This is a genomic window from Microcoleus sp. OTE_8_concoct_300 (genome assembly GCF_031383065.1).
In the GTDB taxonomy this organism is placed as follows: domain Bacteria; phylum Cyanobacteriota; class Cyanobacteriia; order Cyanobacteriales; family Microcoleaceae; genus Microcoleus.
On sequence record NZ_JANMZH010000543.1, the window covers coordinates 1 to 21,733 of the forward strand.

Sequence of the window (21,733 nt, forward strand, 5' to 3'; positions counted from 1 at the left end):
GAAGCAAGAATCCCCACATCTTTAGGCCCGGGAGTGTCAAGAATAGCTCGTTTTCGAGATTGTGTGTGGGATGTCAAGATATAATACTTAACAAACAACTAATGATTAATCACAATTCAGGAGAAAAGTCAATACCGTTTCATCAATTCCCTTTAGTTTCAGTGGCTTATATTTAACAATTCGATTTTCCTCCACATAATCTGCAACCGCCGCCGAAATTAGGACAGTGTTTGGTTCCGTCGCCTCTTGCAACCGGGCGGCAATATTCACGCTCGGCCCGATCGCAGTATAATCCGATCGGTCGGGGCCACCAAACATCCCCACCACCGCAGTACCCTGGTGAATTCCGCAGCGAAACCGCAGCGCAGGCACCCCATTTTCTCCAACAATTCCCTGCTCCAACCAGCGCTTGTTAAGCTCCTGGAGAGATAGCAGCATTTGGCTTGCAGCAGCTACAGCGCGGCGTACTTGCTCGTTAGGGGTTAGTTCCTCCGGCGCGCCAAACAAAGCCATTACCGCATCTCCGACAAACTTGTCCACCGTACCGCCGCTGTCAAAAACAGCCTTAGTCATTGCCGCCAAATATTCATTCAACAGCTCAGCTACCCGGCGTGAGCGCAGGGTATTTGACATTTGAGTAAAACCGACAATATCGCTAAACAAAATAGTAATCAATCGCGGTTCCGGGCGCAAATCCAAGGCCAAATCTCCAGCCGCAGCGGCCTTCACCATCGATGGTGGCAAAAATCGGCGCAGCACCGACTCAGTTAAATAACTGTTCAACTCCTGCACTCGGCGCTCATTTTGTTTGAGGGCGAGCAAATTCCGCACTTCCGCCAACAATTCTCGATCATTAAAAGGCTTAGACAAATAAGCATCAGCACCCCGTTCTACTCCTTCAATTCGAGTATCTTCGTCGGCTTTAGCAGTCAGCAAAATTACCGGAGTTCCCTGTAATTCCTCATCCTCTCGAATCATCCGAATCAAATCCAAGCCCGAGATCAAAGGCATCATCAAATCCGTTACAATTAAATTAGGGCGGCGTTTTTTAGCGACGGCAAATCCTTCTTGTCCGTTGCGGGCGACCAAAACTGCAAAGCCGGAATCTCGCAAAATTGCCGACACATAAAAGCGCAAATCTGGATTGTCGTCAACCACCAAAACCGTTCCCACTACTTTTTCTGAGCTGACCGGTTCGAGGGCCTCAAAGTTATGATTTTCTGCATCATTTTCCGACAAATCCGCCTCCACATCTGCCAGTTCCACCGCAGCTTTCGATGAGTGAAACTCCGCAGGTATTTCTAGTACCTGGTGCGGGGGCAAGTGAGTCGAACCGAAGTGCAGCCAAACGGTAAAAGTAGTACCTTCGCCGTAAACTGACTCAACGGAAATTTTACCGCCGTGGAGTTCGACTAATTCTTTGACAAGTGCCAAACCTAAACCGCTGCCTTCGTAGGAACGGCTGGCAGAACCTTCTGCTTGGTGAAAGCGCTCGAATAAATAGGGAATTTGTTCGGTGCGAATGCCGATACCGGTGTCTTTTACTTGCAACAAGCAGTAAGCGCCGGCAGATTCAACTTTCAGCGTAATCTTGCCGCCTTCAGGGGTGAATTTGACAGCATTTGATAGCAGGTTGTAAATAACTTTGTCAAATCTTTCCAGATCCAAATAAAGTAAAGGACATTCTTGCAATTTGGTAATTAAGTGCAGTCCTTTTTTCTCGCAGTAGGCGCGAAACGACTCTGCGGTAGAGTAACAGAAACCGACCAAATCGCAGGGGCGGAAACTCGGCTGCATCCGTCCGGCATCAAGCCGCTGCAAGTCCAGCAGTTGATTTACCAAGCGCAGGAGGCGGCGGGAATTGCGCAAAGCGATTACGGCTTGTTGGTAGGGCAAGTCTTCTTTGCGCCTGCAAGCTGATTCCAGAGGACCGATAGTTAGAGTTAAAGGCGTGCGGAACTCGTGGGAGATATTTTGGAAAAACTCGGTTTTGAGCCGATCGGCTTCCAGAAGCCGTTCTGCTTGCTGTCTGGTAGTCTGGTAGAGGCGCGACTGCTGCACGGCCAGAGCAGCTTGAGTTGCGACTATTTGAGCCAGGTCAATATCTGAGATGTTCCAGCGGCGGATGCTTCGATTGTGGCGCAGGGAAATGCTGCCGATGATTTTGCCATCAGAGAGCAAGGGAACGACTAACAGGGCGCGGGCGGGCGATCGAACTTGCAGTTCTGTAACATTTAACTCGGGGTGTTCGTTGAGGTCTTCGATCGCCACCGGCTCTTTTGATACCATAAGTTGCAGCAATACCGGATTGCCCCGAATCGGGACCAAAGACTGCGGCAGGGAAGGATGGGCAAAAACCCAGTCGCCAGCGTTACCATCCGCATTGGCAGAAGCCGTCTCAGGGCCAGCAGGGTTGGCAACTACCTCTCGATTGTTAAAACCCTGTTCTACAGCTACAGTATCCCTAGTTGTGTCGTATAGCCCCACGCATTGGACGTATTCATCATCTTCTGTCCACAGAGATAGGGCGCAGCCGTCAACTTGCAAAGCTTGGGCGAGTTGTTGAGTAATGGCTGCAAAAATATTTTGGGGATCGAGACTCGATCGAATTGCCGTAGTAATAGTATTGACTAAGGCCTCGCGCTTGGCCAGCGCCCGCACCTGTTCGTAAGCCCGGGCTTGAGAAAGCGCCAAAGCGGCTTGGTCAGCCACCGTAATTACCAACTGTACCTCGTGGTCTTGCCACTGGCGCGGTCGATCGAACTGGTGCAGCGCCAAGACTGCCATCAGTTCGATTTTGTAAAATAGCGGTACGATCAAGCTCGATCGAATATTCGCAGCTTTGTAAGCCTGCTGTCGCTGCTGATTCTCCCAGTTTAAAACTCGAGCGTCAGTTTGGGCATCTTGAATCACCTCCACATCCACAGTTTCCCAAACCAAATCCGGCAGCAAATCCGGGGAGAGTTCAGCAGCATTCGCATCGACAGGCGTGACTTCCTCATCGCCCCCCAACCCTTTTGTTTCTGCCTTCTGGTAAACGAACCACTCATCGGTCACCCGGCCGTCTTGGAACGGCCGCAGCAGACAGCAACTCACCTCAAACATCTGCCCGACGCTTTCCACAATTCTTTGCAGCATTTGCTGGTAATTGGGAGCCGAGCGGATAGTATTGGTAACGGCATAAAGCAGCGATTCTTGGCTCAAAGCCCTGCGCAGTTCATTAGTGCGCGCTTTCAGAATATTGTGAGTCTCAACAGCTTGACTGACAAGATTTATGAGCTCTTGAGCATCCCAAGGCTTGGTAACGTATTTGAATACTTTGCCAGCATTAATAGCTTCAACTAAATCTTCAACATCCGTATAGCCAGTTAAAATAATTCGGATCACGTCGGGGTATTTAGCTGCCGTCAGGCTGAGAAACTCCGTACCGCTCATTTTTGGCATTCGCTGGTCGGAGATAATCACCGCAACTTCTCCCTGTTTTGCCAAAATTTCGAGGGCAGCGGGACCTGATTCGGCTCTGAGCACTTTGTAGTCTCGATGGAAGGTACGGTAAAGCAAGTCGAGGTTATCCGGTTCGTCATCGACGATCAGAATTTTTAGCTTAGGATTTTGTTGGGAATTCATGCACCGTTCTCCTGTGCCCCGGGGCTGTTCGATTTAAAAAGTCTGATCAAAGGAAGAATTCGCCGATTTCAATTATTGAAGTCATACCCTTTTCGATTTGAGATTTAAAGGTGAGGAATGACTTATGAAATCCGGGTGGGAAGTTTGCCTACAGTGCCATTATTTTAGGGAAATGGTATCACAATAATTCGTGGATATGAAGATGTTGTGAGTGTGCCGAGGCAACCACAAACCTGGATTTTTGATGTCTGGGTTTTCAATCCGGAATTCTTCTGAGCCACAGTTATCTGTCGTGCACCCCAATTTTATTATTGAATGATATTCAAATAAACTCGTCTCCCGAGAAGTTTCCTTGACCCCTTACCTTTATGCAGCAGGAGAGCCAACACGAATCTCGCACTTTTAACTGCCGTCTGGATATTTCAGAATACATAGGAATAACCGTCCTGATTGTGAGTTGATTTGCCAAATTTATGTTTTATTCTGCCTCCTGGTCCGGTTTTATTTGGTATGTGAAAGCTGCCTGCAGCACGATACAATAGAAAACCAACCTCTTTGCCTGTGTTTTTCCCCACAGATAACAGCAACTTTAACAGTCAGCCTGGAGATACGGGCCGCAATCCGGCGCCTTGCCCCTGACTGATATTCGGGGGTGGCCCACAGACAACAGAGGCGTCTGTGGAAGTGACGCAATTGCTGTACCATTTTAGTTAGACTTGCACTTTTTTCCCCCATCGCGGCATTTTTTCTGCCTCCAGCAGACCTTCGACAAGCCAATGACTGCGACGAAACACCGCAAAGGAGAGCATCCATCTGTTAATCTTAGCTAGGGATGTACTTTGTGGAAACCGGTCAGTCAATTTAGATTTTAGATTTTAGATTTTAGATTGACTCCACAGATGAATCGGGGAGCTTGAACTAGGATCTAAAATTTTCATCTCTCCACGACGAGTGTCGGGGGGTTGTATCGGTTTTTGGGCGGGGTCAATCAGCTCGATCGAGGTTTTGAAGGTCTCTCGCGCGCGCTGCAGAGTATCGCAACCAGAGTATCGCAACCAGAGTATCGAGCCGACGGGGGAAAACCCCCGCAGACTGTTTCCAGGCATCCAAATTTAAATGGGACGGTTGGGAGAGTACCCCCTGACACCACAGGCGCCGGCCGGTTCGATGGGGGACGGCCGAGGGATTGTCCAGAACTGCTGAAACCTGGGTTGCCAGGCTAAAAGGTCGGCGGTCAACATCTGAGGCGCGAACGCGCCCGGTGTTAGTCGGGCCACTCCTTGAGTTTTTCAATTACCGCTTGAGGGATAAATTATATTCGATCGGGTATTTCCGCAAGCAGAGAGCGGTAGGATTCCGGGAACCTGACCTTAAAACCGTTTTGATTGTTTGTAATACCTTTCCCGCTAAGCTGTCGCGCATTTAATTTGTAAGCTACTGTTTACTTAAACTCTTGTGGCGCGGGCTCTCCTGCCCGTGATCCAGCTTCAATTTAAATGCCAAATAGCTGAGCCACCAATCTAGTATTAGGGGATGGCTTTTATTTGGTCATAAATCGAGTATTAAATACTAAAAAATTCCAAATTACATCATAATACTACTTAAAGTCAAGCAAAAAAAATGTAATTTAATCTTGCTAATAAACTATGTCTATAAGTTAGGTTATAAGATCAGTATAACATCAGTGAACTTTCTAAGAGGGCAGCTTAGAAACCCGCGTAGAAAAATTAACATAGTGGCCTGGCATTGTGAATCCTTCCTTTTTTTCCTCACCATCTCACGAACAACAAACTCCCGGACTTTCTGGTTTTTCGATCCGGGTGGCTGTGCCGAGCGACTTGACGCAGCTAGCTGATATTTTGGCCATGAGCTTTCACTCCGGCGAGGGGTTTGTAGAATGGGTGTATCCGGTTTTGCGTTTGGGCATTTACGAAGATTTAAAAAATCGACTGCGTTCTAAGGCAGAACATTACATTTGTCTGGTTGCTGAGCTAGTCTCGCGCGAGGAGGGAACGCACAATTATAGATCGCACCGAGCTCAGTGCATAACAGGAACAATAGAAATCGCTCTGCGTTCTCGCTTCCCTTGGCAAATCCCGAGTTCTGACTATCCTTATTTGTCGAATTTAGCGGTTCACCCGGAGTACCGGCGGCAGGGAGTTGCTCAACAATTGCTCAGCAACTGCGAGGAGACAGCCAGAGAATGGGGATTTTCTGAGATTTACCTCCACGTTCTGGAAAATAACCACGCGGCGCGACAGTTGTACTATCAGGCCGGCTATCGCTTGCAACAGGTGGATTGGAATTGGACTGGTTGGCTGTTGGGCCAGCCGCGTCGGCTGTTTTTACGCAAGCAGATTTTGCTCTCCTAAGCTAAGTATTTGAATTGATCATGGGGAATTGGGACGAAGCAGGAAAAAGGAAAAAACAGCTATCCGTGTATCTGTGACTTCCTGATCGTGAATCAATGGAATTGGTAATAGGGAATTGCGAGGTAGAAGGAAGAAGTATTTAGTTATTTAGGAGATTAGGAAAAAAACAGCTATCCGTGTATCCTTGACTTCCGGAGCGTGAATCAATGGAATGGGGAATTAGTGATGAGTTTGAGTTTCCTATTAAGTTTAATCGCATAACCCCAATAAAATTGGTTTGTAGTAAAAACGTGATCTACCAACCCTTGTGTACCTTGGGACACCTAAAAACCGCGATACAAAGCTATACCAAATCCGGCTTGAATACGCCATTATTTTTTAGTCTCTTAGACCTGGACAAAAGGCAAGTATAAGAGCGGTTTCAAGGACCGAATGCTATAAAGTTTCTCACCCGGATTGAGTATTGTGAGGAACGCCACAGAAGTTCTGATCTGCTGTGGCGTTTTGTTCGGAGAATAGGGGACTTTCGCCGGCAATTATAACCCTCAGAGCGTAAGAGCTATGATAGGAAATCCGAGGAGCCGATCGCCCCGTTAACTCCAACCAGATTCGCTAAAACCCGATCGGTTCCTGCTAGTCGCAGCAACGTACCGTTCCCAGTGGCACTAAATTGCAACTGCTGGAAACTCAGCCCGTTCCTCAAAACAAACTTATCGACGCCTACCTCGAAGTTAATGACAGAATCAGTGCCGCCATCAGCACTCAACCCAAATCGATCGCTCCCACTACCTCCAATTAAAGTATCGTCGCCCAAATCGCCAAACAGCCAGTCATCTCCAGCGCCCCCATTGAGAAGGTCGTTATCTTTACCACCAATCAGAGTATCGCTGCCAGCCTCTGCGTTGATAGTATCTTGCCCTTCGTTGCCGTAGAGCAAGTCATCGCCTGCACCGCCATTGATGCAGTCTTGCTTGTCGTTGGCGCCCACCGAGACAGCCCGGTTATCAGCACGATCGCCATAGATGGTATCGTTGCCCTCGTCACCGCAGAGTTCATCGCTGCCGTTACCGCCGTAAATCAAGTCGTCGCCCCCATCTCCGTTTATGAGGTCGTTAGCTTTGCCGCCGTAAATCAAGTCGTTGTCTTGACCGCCACTGATGGTATCTTCAGCTTCATTGCCGAACAGCACATCAGCACCGGTGTCGCCAAAGAGCAAGTCCCGGCCGCCAACATCTTTAACTAGACTTCGAGCGCCGCCGTACATGGTGTCGTCGCCACTGTCGCCGACAAGCGTATCAGAGCCGAGTTCGCCCCAAATCAAATCCCGATCTTTGCCACCCCAAACACAATCATTGCCTTTACCTGCTTGGACGGTATCATTACCCTGGCCGCCGCCGATGATGTCGTTGTCGCTGCCGCCAAAGATTAAGTCTTGTTCGCCGATATCCCCGATTGACTGGGAACTGCCACTGTCGCCGAGCAGAGTATCGGCTCCTTGGCCGCCGTAGAGGGTATCAGAGCCTAATTGACCGTAGATCAGGTCATTGCCTTTACCTGCGTAAGCGCGATCGTTATCTTTGCCTGTAACGAGCGTATCGTTGCCTTGTTGGCCGTGGAGGACGTCGTTGCCGAAGCCTCCGTACAGCAAGTCGCGTCCCTCGGAGTCGCTGACCCTTTGGTCGCCGATGCCGCCAAACAAGGTGTCGGATCCGATGCCACCAAACAATGTATCGGAGCCGAACTCGCCCCAAATTAAGTCATTTTCTTTACCTCCAAGGGCAATATCATCAGCTTTGCCGGTATGGATGGTATCCTCGCCCTCGTTGCCGTTAATGAGGTCTGCACCATTGCCTCCGAAGATTAAATCGCCATTGTTCTGAGCACTGCTGGAGTTATCGCCGCCGTTGTCTCCCAAAATCGTATCGGCACCTAGATCTCCAAACAGGGAGTCAGAGCCTAAGTCGCCGGCAATCCAGTCGTTCTGTTTGCCGGAGAATACGATATCGTTGCCCTCGTCTCCGTAAACAATATCGGTGTCAGTGCCCCCAAAAATCGTGTCATTGTCTTCGTTTCCGTAAATTTCGTCCGCGCCGTCTTCACCTAAAAGCAGGTCGTTGCCTTCAAAACCGACGATTTTTTGGTTGCCTTTGGTGTCTACGATCAAGTCATCGCCGTCAGTTCCTTTGGTGGTTTGTCCCTCTGAAAATTGTGAAATCGGGCGGACAAATCCAACCGCGGGCGGTTGTTGCGGGGGCGCAAAGGTAATTCCCGGTTTTTCAATAATTGGCTGACACCCACAGTCGGTATCTAGTTCGGCGATCGGATTTGAGATGATCGGCGTTGGTGGGAGCGTTGGTGTGGGGGTTTGTGTGGGCGTTGGCTCCACCGCCCGGAAGATAGCGACAACAGTAGCGGGAGTGGGACTGATGGCGCCGGCGTTGTCTGTAGCGCTGTAGGTGAAAGTGGTTCCTGTAAAGTTGGCCGTCGTGAATAAAAATAGTTGCTGCAACTGTGCCGGAGTTAGGACTTGACCGGGTGTCACCGCAACTCCACCGTTGTCGGGATCTCCTAAAAACAGGACTGCTTGGTCTGCTGGGGGCAGGGTGTTGATGGTATAAGAGGCGATCGTCCCGTCGGGGTCGCTTCCTCCCAATCCCGTGACTAACCTGCTGCTGTTGGGCCTCAGGCTGGAGTTAGCATTGTTGGCAACTGGCGGTAGGTTGTCCGTTGGAAGTATGACCCCCACAGTAGCCTTAGCGGGACTGGTGGCGCCGCTGTTGTCTGTAGCGCTGTAGGTAAAATTGGTTCCTGTAAAGGTGCTCGTCGTCAATAAAAATAGTTGCTGCAACTGTGCCGGAGTCAGGACTTGACCGGGTGTCACCGCAACGCCACCATTGCCCGGCTGTCCTAAAAACAGGACTGCTTGGTCTGCTGGGGGCAGGGTGTTGATGGTGTAAGAGGCGATCGTCCCGTCGGGGTCCCTTCCTCCCAATCCCGTGACTACCGTGCTGCTGTTGGGCGGCAGGCTGGAGTTGACATTTGTGGCAACTGGCGGTTCGTTGAGAGGTGGAGTTGGTGCTGGTGTCGGTGTCGGTACAGGCCCTGGAGTTGGCGTTGGTACAGGCCCTGGAGTTGGTGTCGGTACAGGCCCTGGTGTCGGTGTCGGTACAGGCGCTGGTGTCAGAGTTGTGGTGACTTTAGCAGTATTGTTGCCCGGAGAGGGGTCTGAGGTGCTGGAACTACTACTGGCGGTGTTGCTGACGTCACTGCCAGAGCTGGGTGCGACAAAGCTGACGGTTTTGGGTACCACAGCACCGCTAACCAAGCTGGGGATGGCTGGGAAGGTGACAATGCCAGTAGTTGGATTGTACGTGCCGTCGTTGGATAGGAATGTTAAGCCCGGAACGATGCTGTCAGTAATTGTGACGTCCGTCGCGACGTTTGGCCCGATGTTTTGCGTCGAAATCGTGTAAGTAACTGTTGAGCCTGCGACCGCCGTCGCTGGTCCGGTTTTGGTGGTAACGAGGTCGGCACTAGGAGCAACAATTGTAGTTGAGACTTGAGAGACAAGTTGGGTACTATTGTTGTTATCTAGATTGGGGTCGAAAGTGCTGGAGCTGCTAAATGCAGTGTTAGTTAAGGTTGTGCCTACTGCTAGTGTTCCGGGAACTGTGGCGGTGATGGTGCGCGTGACGCTCTCATCCTTAGCCAGTGAAATAGCTGGCCAGGTGATCGTCTTCGTTTTGGGATCGAAACTACCGTTGTTGCCAGCGCTGAAGAAAGTTAACTGTGGAGGGAGCGGATCTTGAATCAGGACGTTTTCGGCGCTGTCGCGCCCGTTATTAGTGGCAGTAATAGTGTAGGTAATCGTGCTGGTGGGTGTGGCGACCAGCGGGCCTTTTTTAACAATGGAAACGTCGGCTTGGAGTGTAGGCGTATTTATACTTTCGACGAGGACATTGTTAACTTCGTGAATGTTTGTATTTCCCCCTGTCGAAGCAGCAAAGCCAAATTTAAAAGTAGGTGGCACTGCTCCGTTTATGGTTGTCAAATCAGCTATGTCGAGCAGTGTTTCGCCCGCATCAAAGCTAGTGTCGTCGTTCAAGTCGATGGCAACTGAAAGACGGTTAGGTGTTGCTGAATTCGGCGGGGCTAATGTAACTTGAACCCTTCTTTTAGCAAGAGTGCGAGTAGTTTGATCTTCCCTATCTATGCCTATGGAAATGAGAGTGTTCGATAAGAGAGTGTTCGTTAAAAATGTATAAGATGTGCTTTGGCTGCCTCTAAGTGCTAGTGAATCAGGTCTCTGTCCGGAGCCACCCACACGCCCTCCCGCTCCAGCTTGAGCGGCAGAATAATTGCCAAACTCGTCTAATCCTACACCTAAATAACCTCCTAAAATACCGCCTGAAGCGGGAGCAGTGTTAGTAGGATTATTATTCGGAGCATAGCCGAGAGAGCCACCATAGCCTCCCGCTTTTGTTGGCGTAGCTGTTCCGTCAATCAGGAAAAAACTAATGCCATCGGCACCAAGGCGGGGGGCCTGAGTATTCCCTAGATAAGCCTCATTACCTCTGTTATACGCATAGTAATCAAAGGTAACTCTCAGACCCTCAGTGGCAGAGATGGGGTTGTTGTAGATTACAAAAGCTGCTTGGTCAAAGCGGTTTGATGTTAATCTTAAAGTACCTGCTCCGTCTGGATCGCCAACCCCTAAAATGGGAATAACGCCGTTGGGGTTGGGTGTTGCACCTGCGGTTAAGCCTGGGTTAGGTGTGTTAGTGTTGCCAACTCCATATATCCAAGGCCCGACTACTGTTAGATCTTTAAAGTTTTCATTTACTAAAGTAGCAAGGACTGATGTATAGCCTTCTAGGACTTCTTTTTCAAAGGCTAATTCGGTATTTATTTGTCCTAGGGAAATTCCTAATTCCCAGTCGCCTCCTAAGGCTGCATTACCAGTTCGGTTGTTGGAAGCGGCAATATTTGCGCCAGTGAATTCCCTGATTTTGTGTATGAATTTCATGCCGGATTCGCCGGCGGCTACGTTACAGCCGTAAAGTAGAATGCTGGCGGATTCGCTAAGGGCTTTTCCCCACTGCTGCAATTGGCTGCTGTAGGTTTCTAGATTATCAATGTTGAGTTCTGTTGAGCCGATTTCTAATGCTGCTTCTCGGCCGTGAGAAACTATGTGCAGGCTGGTGATGCTGTTGCGCTGACCCAAAATTTCGGTGATTTGCTCGATCGCCTCCCTGGTTGGATTGAGTACAAATACTTCCGTTCCTGCTTTAACACCACCGATCAATTGCTCGTAATTTTCTACTCGGGTGTCAACAACCACTAGGGATTTTTGCGCTTCAGGTTCTGCTGTAGAGGTTGCTTTTTCAAAAAAGTTGTTGTTAGTGGCCATAATCCTAGATGTAGATGTTTTTACCGCTGAAAAATTGGGCAGATTGGAGATCATTTTCATCAAAAAAATTCGGTAAGTGGGTTGCGAGCCGTCTAAAGACGCGCTCGTGGGAAACGACGCGGGGATTTCAATAAGCGAGTCAATCTTTCCATTACACCGGGATTGCTAGATTCGGTGTAATGAATGTAGTGTACGAGCGGTAGGACAATTACCATCTCAAATTGTGCAACCCGCTCTCGCACAACGGTTTTGCTCTTTTCGCCTCTATCAAAGGTGTGATTTTAGCTTGCGCTTTAGTTAACGCCCGGTACTCGATCTAGGACACTGATTTAACCCAATAAGTCTGCTTAATCGTAAATTTCGCGATTCAAGGAACTAGCTTCCCATTCCGTGGTAGGCCTTTAACTCTTACCGTTAACGTGGTACCCAGGTACACATCTGGTCAATTGTGGTTTAAGTCTTAGGCTAGAAGCGAGGGTGTTTTTAGACCAGGGTGGTTGACTATTCCTTGATTGAGTTATCCGTTTTAACATACCCACCTTCAGGATATTCCATAAACAGCAAAATATAACTTTTCAAAAAAGTGTAAGTATAAAATTAAATTTATACTTACATATTTTTGGTGTGGAGATTTTAGGAAAGAATGGGACGGGAACTGTAGCGGGCGATCGCGAATTCCTAGGGCGACAAAGCACCGCAACTCCTACGCAAGCATTTTCGGGCTTTGACTGCGCCAGTTAATTCTTTTTATTTGAAAAGAGGCTATGCCAGAAAATGGAGAATTCGATCGCCCGTTACTTACGCCTTGCTGAAAAAAAAGGCAGTGATTCCGGTCACTCCACGGTTCTCAGTACGGTTATAGATATGATTTTTTGTTGAATCTTCACCGTAAGTCAACTTAAAAAATTGGTTTCCGAGAATTGGAAAATTTTTAATTTGAGATTCTATTTACTACTGTTACTCATGGGCATCGCTGCCAAATTTGCTTGTCGTGAACCTTTATCAAAAAAATCTCATAACGACAATAAAACCTACAAAAATTCACATAACGTAAGGCAAGTTAACACGAGCTACGAGTTGACAAGTTGCACTAATCTATGATATCTACTCCGCTAGCATCGAAATTGTAAAATCGAATCAACAGTCAATACTCAACTATCATTCAGTTTTTCGACCCCTCCTTCAACAGTCAACAGTCAACTATAATTCTGGTGCAACCGGAATTGATATGATTTCACTTATGGGGTGTTGGCAGCCAAAGGCAGTGAAGCGATCGCAGGATTTGAGAATTGAACGCGAGATTAGCACATAAAATTCTTTCAAACCCTACAGTATTGTTGAGTGTTGAGTGTTGAGTGTTGAGTGTTGAGTGTTGAGTGTTGAGTGTTGAGTGTTGACAACCGAAAAATTTTACACCTAATTTCCAGCTCCCAGATTCATCTGTGGAGTCAATTTTTAAATCTAAAATCTAAAATCTAAAATCTAAAATCGACTGACTGTTGACTGTTGACTACCCTCTTCTCTGTTCCCTCTTCCTTAGGCGCTACGGGATAGGTGCTTTGTGCAGGGCGCATCCGAAACATAGCTGCTGTGCTCACATAGCTATGTTTCGGATGCGCACCCTAGGGGATATGGCCAAAAATTGAGGGTGGGGCGATCGCACTTTCTCGGACTCCGCAACTCCCAATTGGGCGCTTTTTAAACGTTAGTTAATATCGAGTTCCCGCACTAAAAAAGCCCATTCATCTGCCAATTCTTCAATGATTTTCGCAGTAGGTTTGCCGGCACCGTGTCCCGCTTTGGTTTCGATCCGAATTAACACCGGTTTTTCTCCGGCGTGCATTTCTTGCAAAGCGGAAGCAAATTTAAAACTGTGGGCCGGAACTACTCGATCATCATGATCGGCAGTTGTAATCATTGTCGCCGGATAAGCCATTCCCGGTTTGAGGTTGTGCAGGGGAGAATAGCCGTAAATTGTGGAAAATTCTTCGGGATTTTCCGGCGAACCGTATTCAGAAGTCCAGGCCCAACCAATAGTAAATTTGTGGAAGCGCAACATATCCATAACTCCGACTGCCGGCAGTGCTGCACCGAACAATTCCGGCCGCTGAGTCATGCAAGCTCCCACTAATAAACCGCCGTTGCTGCCACCTGCGATCGCCAATTTTGCAGGTTTGGTGTACTTGTTTTCGATCAACCATTCAGCGGCGCTGATAAAGTCATCAAACACATTTTGCTTATTCAACTTTGTGCCTGCTTGGTGCCATGACTCGCCGTACTCGCCGCCTCCCCGCAAACAGGCTGTTGCGTAAACTCCGCCCATCTCCAACCACACGATTCTGCTAACAGAAAAACTCGGAGTTAGCGAGATGCCAAAACCGCCGTAGGCGTAAAGGTAGGTGGGGTTGTTGCCATCCAACTGCAAGCCTTTTTTGTGCGTGATAAACATAGGTACTTGCGTACCGTCTTTGCTCGGGTAAAATACTTGTTTTGTCTCGTAATCCTCGGGATTGAAATCAACATTTGGTTGCCGATAAATCGTACTTACATCTGTCACCATATTGTAGTGGTAGATGATGTTGGGCGCAGTGAAACTCGTGTAAGCATAAAAAGTTTCAGTGTCGTGCCGCTTGCCGCCGAATCCTCCCGCCGAACCGATTCCGGGCAAAGCAACTTGTCGCACGAAAGAGCCGTCTAAGTTGAAGATTTTAATCTGCGTGTAGGCGTCTTTCAGGTAAGAAGCGACAAATTGATTATTCAGGAGGCCAATGCCTCCGAGGGTTTCGGCTGCTTCAGGGATGATTTCTGCGAACCTCCCCTCAATCGCCCCCTTACCAAGGGGGGGCGACGGGGGGGTTTCATCACCAGCGAGGGATGAGGGAGGTGGGTTGTTGGTGTCGATCGCAATTACGCGGCCCAACGGTGCATTCAAGTCTGTTTGAAGCCAGAAAAGAGAGCCATCATTGTCAATGAAACTGTACTCAGCCTCGAATTCGTTAATTAGTTCTACAACGGTTGATTCCGGTGCCGTCAAATCCTTGTAGAAAATCAAGTTTTTCGTTTCCGTTCCCTGCCAAACAGAGATAATTAAGTAACGGCCATCTTCGGTAACGCCGCCGCTAAATCCCCACTCTTTCTGGTCGGGTCGCTCATAGATTAATACGTCTTCAGATTGCGGCGTGCCGATTTTGTGGTAAAACAGTTTTTGGTAATAATTAACGTCTTCGTGCTTGCTTTTTTCGTTGGGTTCATCGTAGCGGCTGTAAAAAAAGCCTTTACCGTCGTGAGTCCAGGATGCTCCTGAAAATTTAATCCACTTTAAATGGTCTGATAAATCTTTGCCAGTTGCCACATCACGGACCTTCCATTCCTGCCAGTCGGAACCGGAAGTTGACAAACCGTAGGCCATGAGTTTACCGTCTTCGCTGATAGCTACGCCACCCAAAGCAACGGTTCCGTCTTCAGAGAGAGTGTTGGGGTCAATTAAAACTTGTGGTTCGCCGTCGAGGGATGTTAACGTGTAGAGTACCGATTGATTTTGCAAGCCGTCATTCTTGTAGTAGAAATAGCGATCGCCTTCTTTGAAAGGTATGCCGTATTTCTCGTAATCCCAAAGTTGAGTCAGGCGCTGTTTGATTTTTTCCCGCGCCGGAATTTCGCCCAGATAGCCAAAGGTAACTTGATTTTGGGCTTCCACCCAAGCTTGGGTTTCCTCTGAGTCGGGGTCTTCTAGCCACCTGTAGGGGTCGGGTACATTGACGCCGTGGTAGTCGTCTGTTTGGTCGATTTTGCGGGTTGTGGGGTAGCTTAAAGGTCGATCGAACTGGGCCATGATTTTTTACTTTCGGTAACTTTTTCCAGTTTAGCCTTTCGCGGCAGTGACGACAGAGAACAACCACACCCAACAGCAAATACCAAATACCCGACAGGTTGAAACCTCTCGCTACACAGACAAAACCCGCCGGCGCGGGTTTCATATCTTACAAATTAGTCATTGCCAACCTCAGCCAAGCAATCGCAAAAGCTTAGGATAAAAATATCGTCGCATCAATTGTGAACTCTTCCACCTCTCTCCTCTTCCTTCGTGTCCTTCGCGTCTTCGCGGTTCATTTCTCTTACTTTCCCATCAACCATCACCCATTTTCAACTAATCCAACTCTCTCCTTCCTTCCAAAGCGCGAGCCAATGTAACCTCATCAGCATATTCCAAATCTCCCCCCATCGGCAAACCAAAAGCTATACGCGTCACCAGAGTAAAAGGTTTTAATAAGTGACCGATATAAAGAGTAGTAGTTTCGCCTTCCACGCTGGGACTAATAGCAATAATTACTTCCTTAATCTTTTGCTGGTTGACGCGCCGGACTAACGGTTGAATGTTCAATTGTTCCGGCCCAATTCCATCCATCGGCGAGATAACGCCGCCAACAACGTGATATTTGCCCATATATTCCCGCGTTTTTTCTAAAGCGATTACGTCGCGGGAATCTGACACTACACAAATGGTATGAATGTCGCGGTTGGTATTGCGGCAAATTTCGCAAACAGGGTCAGCAGATAAGTGAAAGCATACTTGACAGAAACCTACTTGCTGTTTGGCATCAATCAAAGATTTAGCTAGGGCTTGCACGTCTTCTTCCGGTCGCTTCAAAATATGTAAAGCTAAACGCTGGGCTGTTTTTGGGCCGATTCCGGGTAAGCGCTGCAATTGTTCGATTAAACGAGCTAAAGGTCGAGTGTACATTAAAAATTGGCGGTAATTGGTAAGATCATTTCTGGTTGATTCGCGACTATATAATTTGCGCGATGTAGGGGCGGGTTTTACCAACCATCTATGTTTAAAACTAAGTATATCATAAACCAGTCCCGCCCATACACTGAGGAATATTGACTAATTTACCCTCCACTAATTTTAGCTTTGTAGCCTAACTTTGTGATAAGTTCTAGCAGTTTTTGCTTGTGTTCGCCTTGAATTTCGATTTCATTATCTTTGACTGTGCCACCAGTACCGCATTGAGCTTTTAGCTGTTTGGCTAGAGTTGCTAATGTTTCGGGTTTTTCCTGAAAGCCGCTGATGATTGTAACTGTTTTGCCGCCGCGTCCTTTGCGGGATGCTTCGATTTTGAGGTTTTGTTGATTTGGGGGGATTTCTTGTATTCCTCGTTGGAGGGCGGCGGAGTTGTCAACGTTCCCAAATTCGGAGTAAACTATTCGTTTTCCTGATTGGTTATTGGAATTGGAATTTTTGGGTTTTGATGTACTCATAGTAGTTTGGTATGTGGGAATTTTCTGGGGTGGGGCGGGTTTATTTGGCTTGTCTGCACGATGTGAAATTGTTGGTGAACCCGCCCCGGAGGCAATTGATTCTCTGGTGGGCTTAAGGACGATCGCACATTCCCCGGTTTCAATTGAATTATATCGTTTACGGTTGTTTCTGGAGGATTTAACCGCAGAGGGCGCAGAGGAAGAGATCAGAGGGATGGATAATTCTGATGTTAAGGGATTTGATGTTAGCGCGGGATTTAATTTTATCTACAGTGGTGGCTTTTCGTAAAAACCCGGTTTCTGACCACCCGTGCGTACATCCTAATCTAGTAAGTGCGATCGGATGCAAGCGTAAAAAACCCGACTTCTTTAAGGAGTCGGGGTTCTAAGTTTTTCATATTTCTCTTTAATTAGTTTCCAAGCGCGAGTGGGGAGGGCTTCATTATATACCCCATAAGCTGTTGCGGCATTTAAATTGTATGTCAAAAAAAATCAAAGTCTTGTGGGGTGGGCGTCCCGCCCGCCCTAAATATACAATTTAAATGCGCGACAGCTTACAGCGCAATAGACCTCTTGCAAAAGTCCTTTTCATCAATTGATGGGACGGGCAAGATGCCCATCCCACAAACTTGTGGAAGTTATTTAATTCTCATTCCTAAACACATTTGGCAAAAAGCTAGGCTGTGGTTGACGCCTTCTGCGGCTGCTTCTTGCACGTAATTTTGAGGTAAATTGGGAAAGGCTGCCAGCGCTTTGCTGTTAGTTGTGGTGATAAATATTGCTCAGACAAACTCAGAATACCGGCACGAAGAAAGTGTCTATGCCTCGCTGCCGCAATTCGGCTACTAATAAATCCCGAGTTAAGCTGTTGGGGCATTTAAATTGTATGTCAAAAAAAATCAAAGTCTTGTGGGGTGGGCGTCCCGCCCGCCCTGAATATACAATTTAAATGCGCGACAGCTTAGCATCATTTCTTGGGCTTCGGTTGTGCCAAATGCGATCGCCCCCGAGTCGCGCCTCCTTCAAACCCGCCCTGTCCGGCTGAAACAAAAATACAACCCCTTTAATAAAACCCTCAACCTTGCAGTTACTTGAGTGTCTGCTTTTTAGTCTGGGGTTTTATTTTACCGCAAAGGCGTATATTTTATTATTGCATAACAGGTTTGTAGTTGCGCTATTGGTGGGGGTTTTCATCCCTTAGGACAACTACAAACTTATTTATCCGCTTGCTGATTACATTTTTACAGCGGGGCTAGTCGAAGGTTTCGGCGACTTAATTTCCTGGGAAACTGCACGGGCGCGGTAGAGTTTAGCAACGGCTTGCTCGCACTTAGACAAATCCGACTCTATCTCTGTCAAAATGGCAGTTGATACCGGATCTGTGAACTTCACCCGCAGGTTGTTAATATCCACAACACCGGTTTGCAAATCACCCAGAGTGCTCCGCAGCAAGAAGGTTTCATCGGTTCCTTGCATCGACGCTTTTAATTTAGCGTATTTGTCAGCAATTTGGGCGGGAATTGAGGGTTTTTCGCCGAAATAGTTGAGGCGGTTTTCGATAGCGAGGATGTGGTGCTGTTTATTTTGAATCATTTCTGCAAGGAGCGATCGCAAATCGCTGTCTTGGGTTTTTTCCGCATAATTTTGAAAGGCTTCGCCAGAATAGCGTTCCCCTGCGAGGGCGGTATTCAAACCTTTAACAATGTCGCCTTGTGTTGAGCCACCCCAACCATTAGCTAATTTCCACCATTCTGCATTTGTGTCAGTTTCTTCTGGCAAACCGACTTCTTTTCCGCCGTAACCGAGGCGAGCCAGAATTGCGGTAGTAAATATTGCTAAATCTCCCGGTTGGCGGGAAGTGATCAAGTTGCCGTCAACTACTAAAGCTTCGTTGATATAGTGAGCTCCGGCATTGATCATGTCTTTTTTAATTGACAAGAAACCTGTGGCTTTTTTGTCTTTTAACAAGTCGGCTTCAATCAAAACTTGCGGGCCGTGGCAAACAGCAGCGACGATTTTTCCTTGCTCAAATGCTTCTCGTACAAACCTTACTGTATTGGGATTAGTCCGCATTAGATCGGGAGCCATACCGCCGGGAATTATCACTGCTGCGAATTCTGCAGGCACTGCTTCAGTAGTAGTTCCGTCAGCTTGCATGGCAAGTTTTCCGTGTTTGCCTGCATACTTTTCGTTTGTCCGGGAACCGAGGACAACTACTTCAAATCCTGCTTGTTTTAAGGCATTGTAAGGAACCAGAAATTCCGAATCTTCAACTGCATTTTCGATGAGTATGGCAACTCGTTTCGTTTGGGCTTTGTTATCGGCTGTCATTATCACTTTCCCTCAAGGTACCATTTTCTATCAACTTAATTCATTTGTTGCTGTTTTGGCCTCTTGCTAAAGTGATAAATTAGTGGGTGGGCAAATGTGCGATCGTGAGTCTTTGGAGGTAGTCGTAAAGTGCCCAATGCACACCCTACAATTAGATGTTTTGTGCAAGTTGTACGATCGCATCAATGCACGTAAGAGGCTCCATTAATATCGATCGTAGTCCCGGTAGCGTGCTCCGCCAAACCCGACGCTAAAAACGCGATAACATTGGCAACATCTTGAGGAGGAGCGATTTTGCCGATCGGGATATCGCGAATAACATCAGCTTCGCCGCACTTTTGAATAAACTGATTAGACATTTCTGTACTGACAAATCCCGGTGCAACTGTAAAAGCCAAAATATTATCAGCCGCAAACCCTCTAGCAATGCTGCGAGTTAAAGCCACAATAGCACCTTTTGACGCGGCGTAGTGCAGATAATTCGGGTCATCGCCGCGAAAAGCAGCGCGACTTGCTATATTAATAATTGTACCTCCACGGCGAGTTTTAAAATAAATAATTGCTTCCCGGCACAAGTCGGCAACTGCAACTAAATTAACTTGTAGAGTTTGCTGCCAAGCTGACGACCAAATATCGAACTCGTCCTCTATACCTGCTGACTGCATAATTCCAGCATTGTTAACTATAATATCAATATGACCGCGCCATTTTAAAGCATCTTGCCACAAAATCGAGGCTACGTTTTCCAGCATCAAATCTGCTGCTAATAAATAACATCGATCGCGCGCCACACTTGCTGCTACCGCTTCAGCTTCAGTTTGACTGCGAAAGTAATGCAAAATCACCTCAGCCCCAGCATTAACCAAAGTCCGAACCGTCACTGCACCAATCCCCTTCGAGCCGCCAGTTACTAAAATTACCTTTCCGGTTAAATCAATCATTTTTCTATCTCTATCTCTATTTTTTCTCTTTCTCTGCGCCCTCTGCGCCCTCTGCGGTTAATAAAAAAATAAATCCCCTTCAAAAACGAATAAGAATTGCTGTATCATATAGCAAATTCCATATAAATGTGACAGAAAATTGAGTCAGCCTTGTAGCAGCGGGCGATCGACTCTTGGAGGCCTGCCGACAGGGCGCACGCCCTCGGCAATCAGCCCGCTGGCCCGCCGTGCGATCGACCCGCTTTACGTCATTAAAGCCTTATTTTTTGATTTTTCTTTATGGGAGATATAGCCACTCCTTACAGGACTATAGCTTCTTTGTCCTTAAACTCGATAACTAAACGGGATTCGGGATCAGAGGCAGAATTAACTCCATAATTTGGTCATACTTAAAGTTATTGACCGAATCAATTAGCGCACTGGAAAGGGTTGGTTTAGATGCGGGAATTTGTTTGATCAACTCGTTCATGACTTCGGTATCAAGATCGTAGGCAGCTTGAAACATTTCTTCTAACCACTGAGAGGACATCACGGCTATATCTTCTGGAGATAAAGTGTCAACACCTAGTTGTTGGGGCTCTTTTCCTACCACTGTGTAGATGTACTCTACTCCCAAGTGTTGAGCGAGTTTGTCAAAAACCAGCCTTTCCTGAAAGGGCTTGCTGATAAAGTCGTCACAACCAGCCATCAGAACTTTCTCTCGATCTTCTTCAAAAACACTGGCAGTTAAAGCAATAATCACAGTCTCTTGTCCCTGAGGGTGTTCTCTAATGCGTTTGGTAGCTGTGTAGCCATCCATAATCGGCATTCGTAGATCCATCCAAATCAGGTGTGGGAACCAACTTTCCCAGATTTCGAGTGCTTCAACTCCCTGTGTTGCTTCGCGCACTTCAAAACCGACTGAGGTAAGGAGTTTGACCAATAAGCGGCGATTTTCCTCTAAATCTTCAACAACAAGGATGCGGTAAGTTGGTTGTCCTGCAGCTATACCAATCACTCTTTGTTTAGGCAATTCTGAGGCAAGGCAGACTGTTTGAGGTAACTTTACCCCAAGTTCAAAGTAAAAAATGCTGCCCCGATTCAATGTGCTTTGAACCCGAATCTGACTACCCATGAGTTGGACAAATCTTTGGCTGATAGCTAGACCTAGACCAGTACCTTGATTCAATTTATTCCCAGCTTCAGCTTGCACGAACGCCTTAAATAAGCTGTCAATTTCTGTTGGATAAATTCCCACTCCAGTATCCTCAACTTCAAAACATAGGCGACAGGACGTTTGATCGCTCTGTTCCGATCTTACTCGTAAGGTGACGCTTCCTTGCTTAGTAAACTTAATCGCATTACCGAGCAGATTGACTAAGACTTGATACAGTTTTTTCTCATCGGTATGCACAAATTGGGGAAGATTGGGGTCTCGCTCGACAATTAGTTTCAATCCTTTCGATTGCGCTTTAAATTGCAACATTTCTTCAATAGAATTCAGCAATTTTTTTAGATCGAAGTCAGAAAGAGAGAGTGTCATCTGTCCGCTCTCAATTTTGGATAAATCTAAAATGTCGTTAATCAATTCCAATAAATGTTCGCCGCTACGATTGACGATCGCCAGATCGTTTTGGAGTTCGGGAGTCAGAACAGGATCGTAACTCATCAATTGCGTAAATCCCAAAATAGCATTGAGAGGAGTACGGAGTTCGTGGCTCATATTGGACAGGAACATACTTTTGGCTCGGTTGGCTGTTTCTGCGGCTTCTTTAGCTTGCTGAAGTTCCAACTCCGCTTGTTTGCGATCG

The 21,733-nt window shown here is 47.3% G+C and carries 11 protein-coding genes; 3 read left to right on the forward strand and 8 right to left on the reverse strand.

Annotation, left to right across the window (positions count from 1 at the left end; all coding sequences use genetic code 11):
- Positions 1-105: 105 nt before the first annotated feature.
- Positions 106-3,627: a response regulator gene (locus tag ACUVJL_RS25075; RefSeq protein WP_445248316.1), complete on the reverse strand. Its 3,522-nt coding sequence runs from the start codon at positions 3,625-3,627 to the stop codon at positions 106-108.
- A 1,748-nt stretch (positions 3,628-5,375) separates the two neighbouring features.
- On the opposite strand from ACUVJL_RS25075, the gene ACUVJL_RS25080 reads away from it, so the two are divergent.
- A complete protein-coding gene (locus tag ACUVJL_RS25080; protein WP_445248317.1) occupies positions 5,376-5,999 on the forward strand; it encodes a GNAT family N-acetyltransferase in 624 nt (207 codons plus the stop codon).
- Between the two features lie 559 nt (positions 6,000-6,558).
- On the opposite strand, the gene ACUVJL_RS25085 is transcribed toward ACUVJL_RS25080, so the two are convergent.
- The 4 genes from ACUVJL_RS25085 to ACUVJL_RS25100 all read right to left on the reverse strand — a co-directional run bounded on the left by ACUVJL_RS25085 (position 6,559) and on the right by ACUVJL_RS25100 (position 16,671).
- Positions 6,559-11,409 carry a DUF4347 domain-containing protein gene (locus tag ACUVJL_RS25085; RefSeq protein WP_445248318.1) on the reverse strand — a complete coding sequence of 1,617 codons (4,851 nt, stop codon included), beginning with the start codon at positions 11,407-11,409 and terminating at the stop codon, positions 6,559-6,561.
- A gap of 1,705 nt (positions 11,410-13,114) precedes the next feature.
- Positions 13,115-15,241 carry a prolyl oligopeptidase family serine peptidase gene (locus tag ACUVJL_RS25090; protein WP_445248319.1) on the reverse strand — a complete coding sequence of 709 codons (2,127 nt, stop codon included), beginning with the start codon at positions 15,239-15,241 and terminating at the stop codon, positions 13,115-13,117.
- Positions 15,242-15,556: 315 nt separating this feature from the next.
- Complete coding sequence (recR, locus tag ACUVJL_RS25095) at positions 15,557-16,150, reverse strand: recombination mediator RecR (RefSeq protein WP_445248320.1); 594 nt, start codon at positions 16,148-16,150, stop codon at positions 15,557-15,559.
- Positions 16,151-16,302: 152 nt separating this feature from the next.
- Positions 16,303-16,671 carry a translation initiation factor gene (locus ACUVJL_RS25100; RefSeq protein ID WP_445248321.1) on the reverse strand — a complete coding sequence of 123 codons (369 nt, stop codon included), beginning with the start codon at positions 16,669-16,671 and terminating at the stop codon, positions 16,303-16,305.
- A gap of 13 nt (positions 16,672-16,684) precedes the next feature.
- On the opposite strand from ACUVJL_RS25100, the gene ACUVJL_RS25105 reads away from it, so the two are divergent.
- Positions 16,685-16,960: a hypothetical protein gene (locus tag ACUVJL_RS25105; protein ID WP_445248322.1), complete on the forward strand. Its 276-nt coding sequence runs from the start codon at positions 16,685-16,687 to the stop codon at positions 16,958-16,960.
- A gap of 944 nt (positions 16,961-17,904) precedes the next feature.
- Here the strand turns inward: ACUVJL_RS25105 and ACUVJL_RS25110 are convergent.
- Positions 17,905-19,002, reverse strand: a complete 1,098-nt coding sequence (locus ACUVJL_RS25110; RefSeq protein WP_445248323.1) for a DJ-1/PfpI/YhbO family deglycase/protease — start codon at positions 19,000-19,002, stop codon at positions 17,905-17,907.
- A 182-nt stretch (positions 19,003-19,184) separates the two neighbouring features.
- Positions 19,185-19,943: an SDR family NAD(P)-dependent oxidoreductase gene (locus tag ACUVJL_RS25115; protein ID WP_445248324.1), complete on the reverse strand. Its 759-nt coding sequence runs from the start codon at positions 19,941-19,943 to the stop codon at positions 19,185-19,187.
- Positions 19,944-20,082: 139 nt separating this feature from the next.
- Here ACUVJL_RS25115 and ACUVJL_RS25120 point away from each other — a divergent pair, with 139 nt between their 5' ends.
- Positions 20,083-20,235 carry a hypothetical protein gene (locus tag ACUVJL_RS25120; RefSeq protein ID WP_445248325.1) on the forward strand — a complete coding sequence of 51 codons (153 nt, stop codon included), beginning with the start codon at positions 20,083-20,085 and terminating at the stop codon, positions 20,233-20,235.
- Between the two features lie 45 nt (positions 20,236-20,280).
- Here ACUVJL_RS25120 and ACUVJL_RS25125 read toward each other — a convergent pair.
- Positions 20,281-21,733: response regulator (locus tag ACUVJL_RS25125; protein ID WP_445248326.1), on the reverse strand; the 1,453-nt coding region annotated here is incomplete at its 5' end.

Excerpts from the sequence above, each read along its gene's own strand:
- ACUVJL_RS25075 (WP_445248316.1), bottom strand. The coding sequence starts at position 3,627 with ATGAATTCCCAACAAAATCCTAAGCTAAAAATTCTGATCGTCGATGAC.
- ACUVJL_RS25085 (WP_445248318.1), bottom strand. The coding sequence starts at position 11,409 with ATGGCCACTAACAACAACTTTTTTGAAAAAGCAACCTCTACAGCAGAA.
- ACUVJL_RS25090 (WP_445248319.1), bottom strand. The coding sequence starts at position 15,241 with ATGGCCCAGTTCGATCGACCTTTAAGCTACCCCACAACCCGCAAAATC.
- recR (WP_445248320.1), bottom strand. The coding sequence starts at position 16,150 with ATGTACACTCGACCTTTAGCTCGTTTAATCGAACAATTGCAGCGCTTA.
- ACUVJL_RS25100 (WP_445248321.1), bottom strand. The coding sequence starts at position 16,671 with ATGAGTACATCAAAACCCAAAAATTCCAATTCCAATAACCAATCAGGA.
- ACUVJL_RS25110 (WP_445248323.1), bottom strand. The coding sequence starts at position 19,002 with ATGACAGCCGATAACAAAGCCCAAACGAAACGAGTTGCCATACTCATC.
- ACUVJL_RS25115 (WP_445248324.1), bottom strand. The coding sequence starts at position 19,943 with ATGATTGATTTAACCGGAAAGGTAATTTTAGTAACTGGCGGCTCGAAG.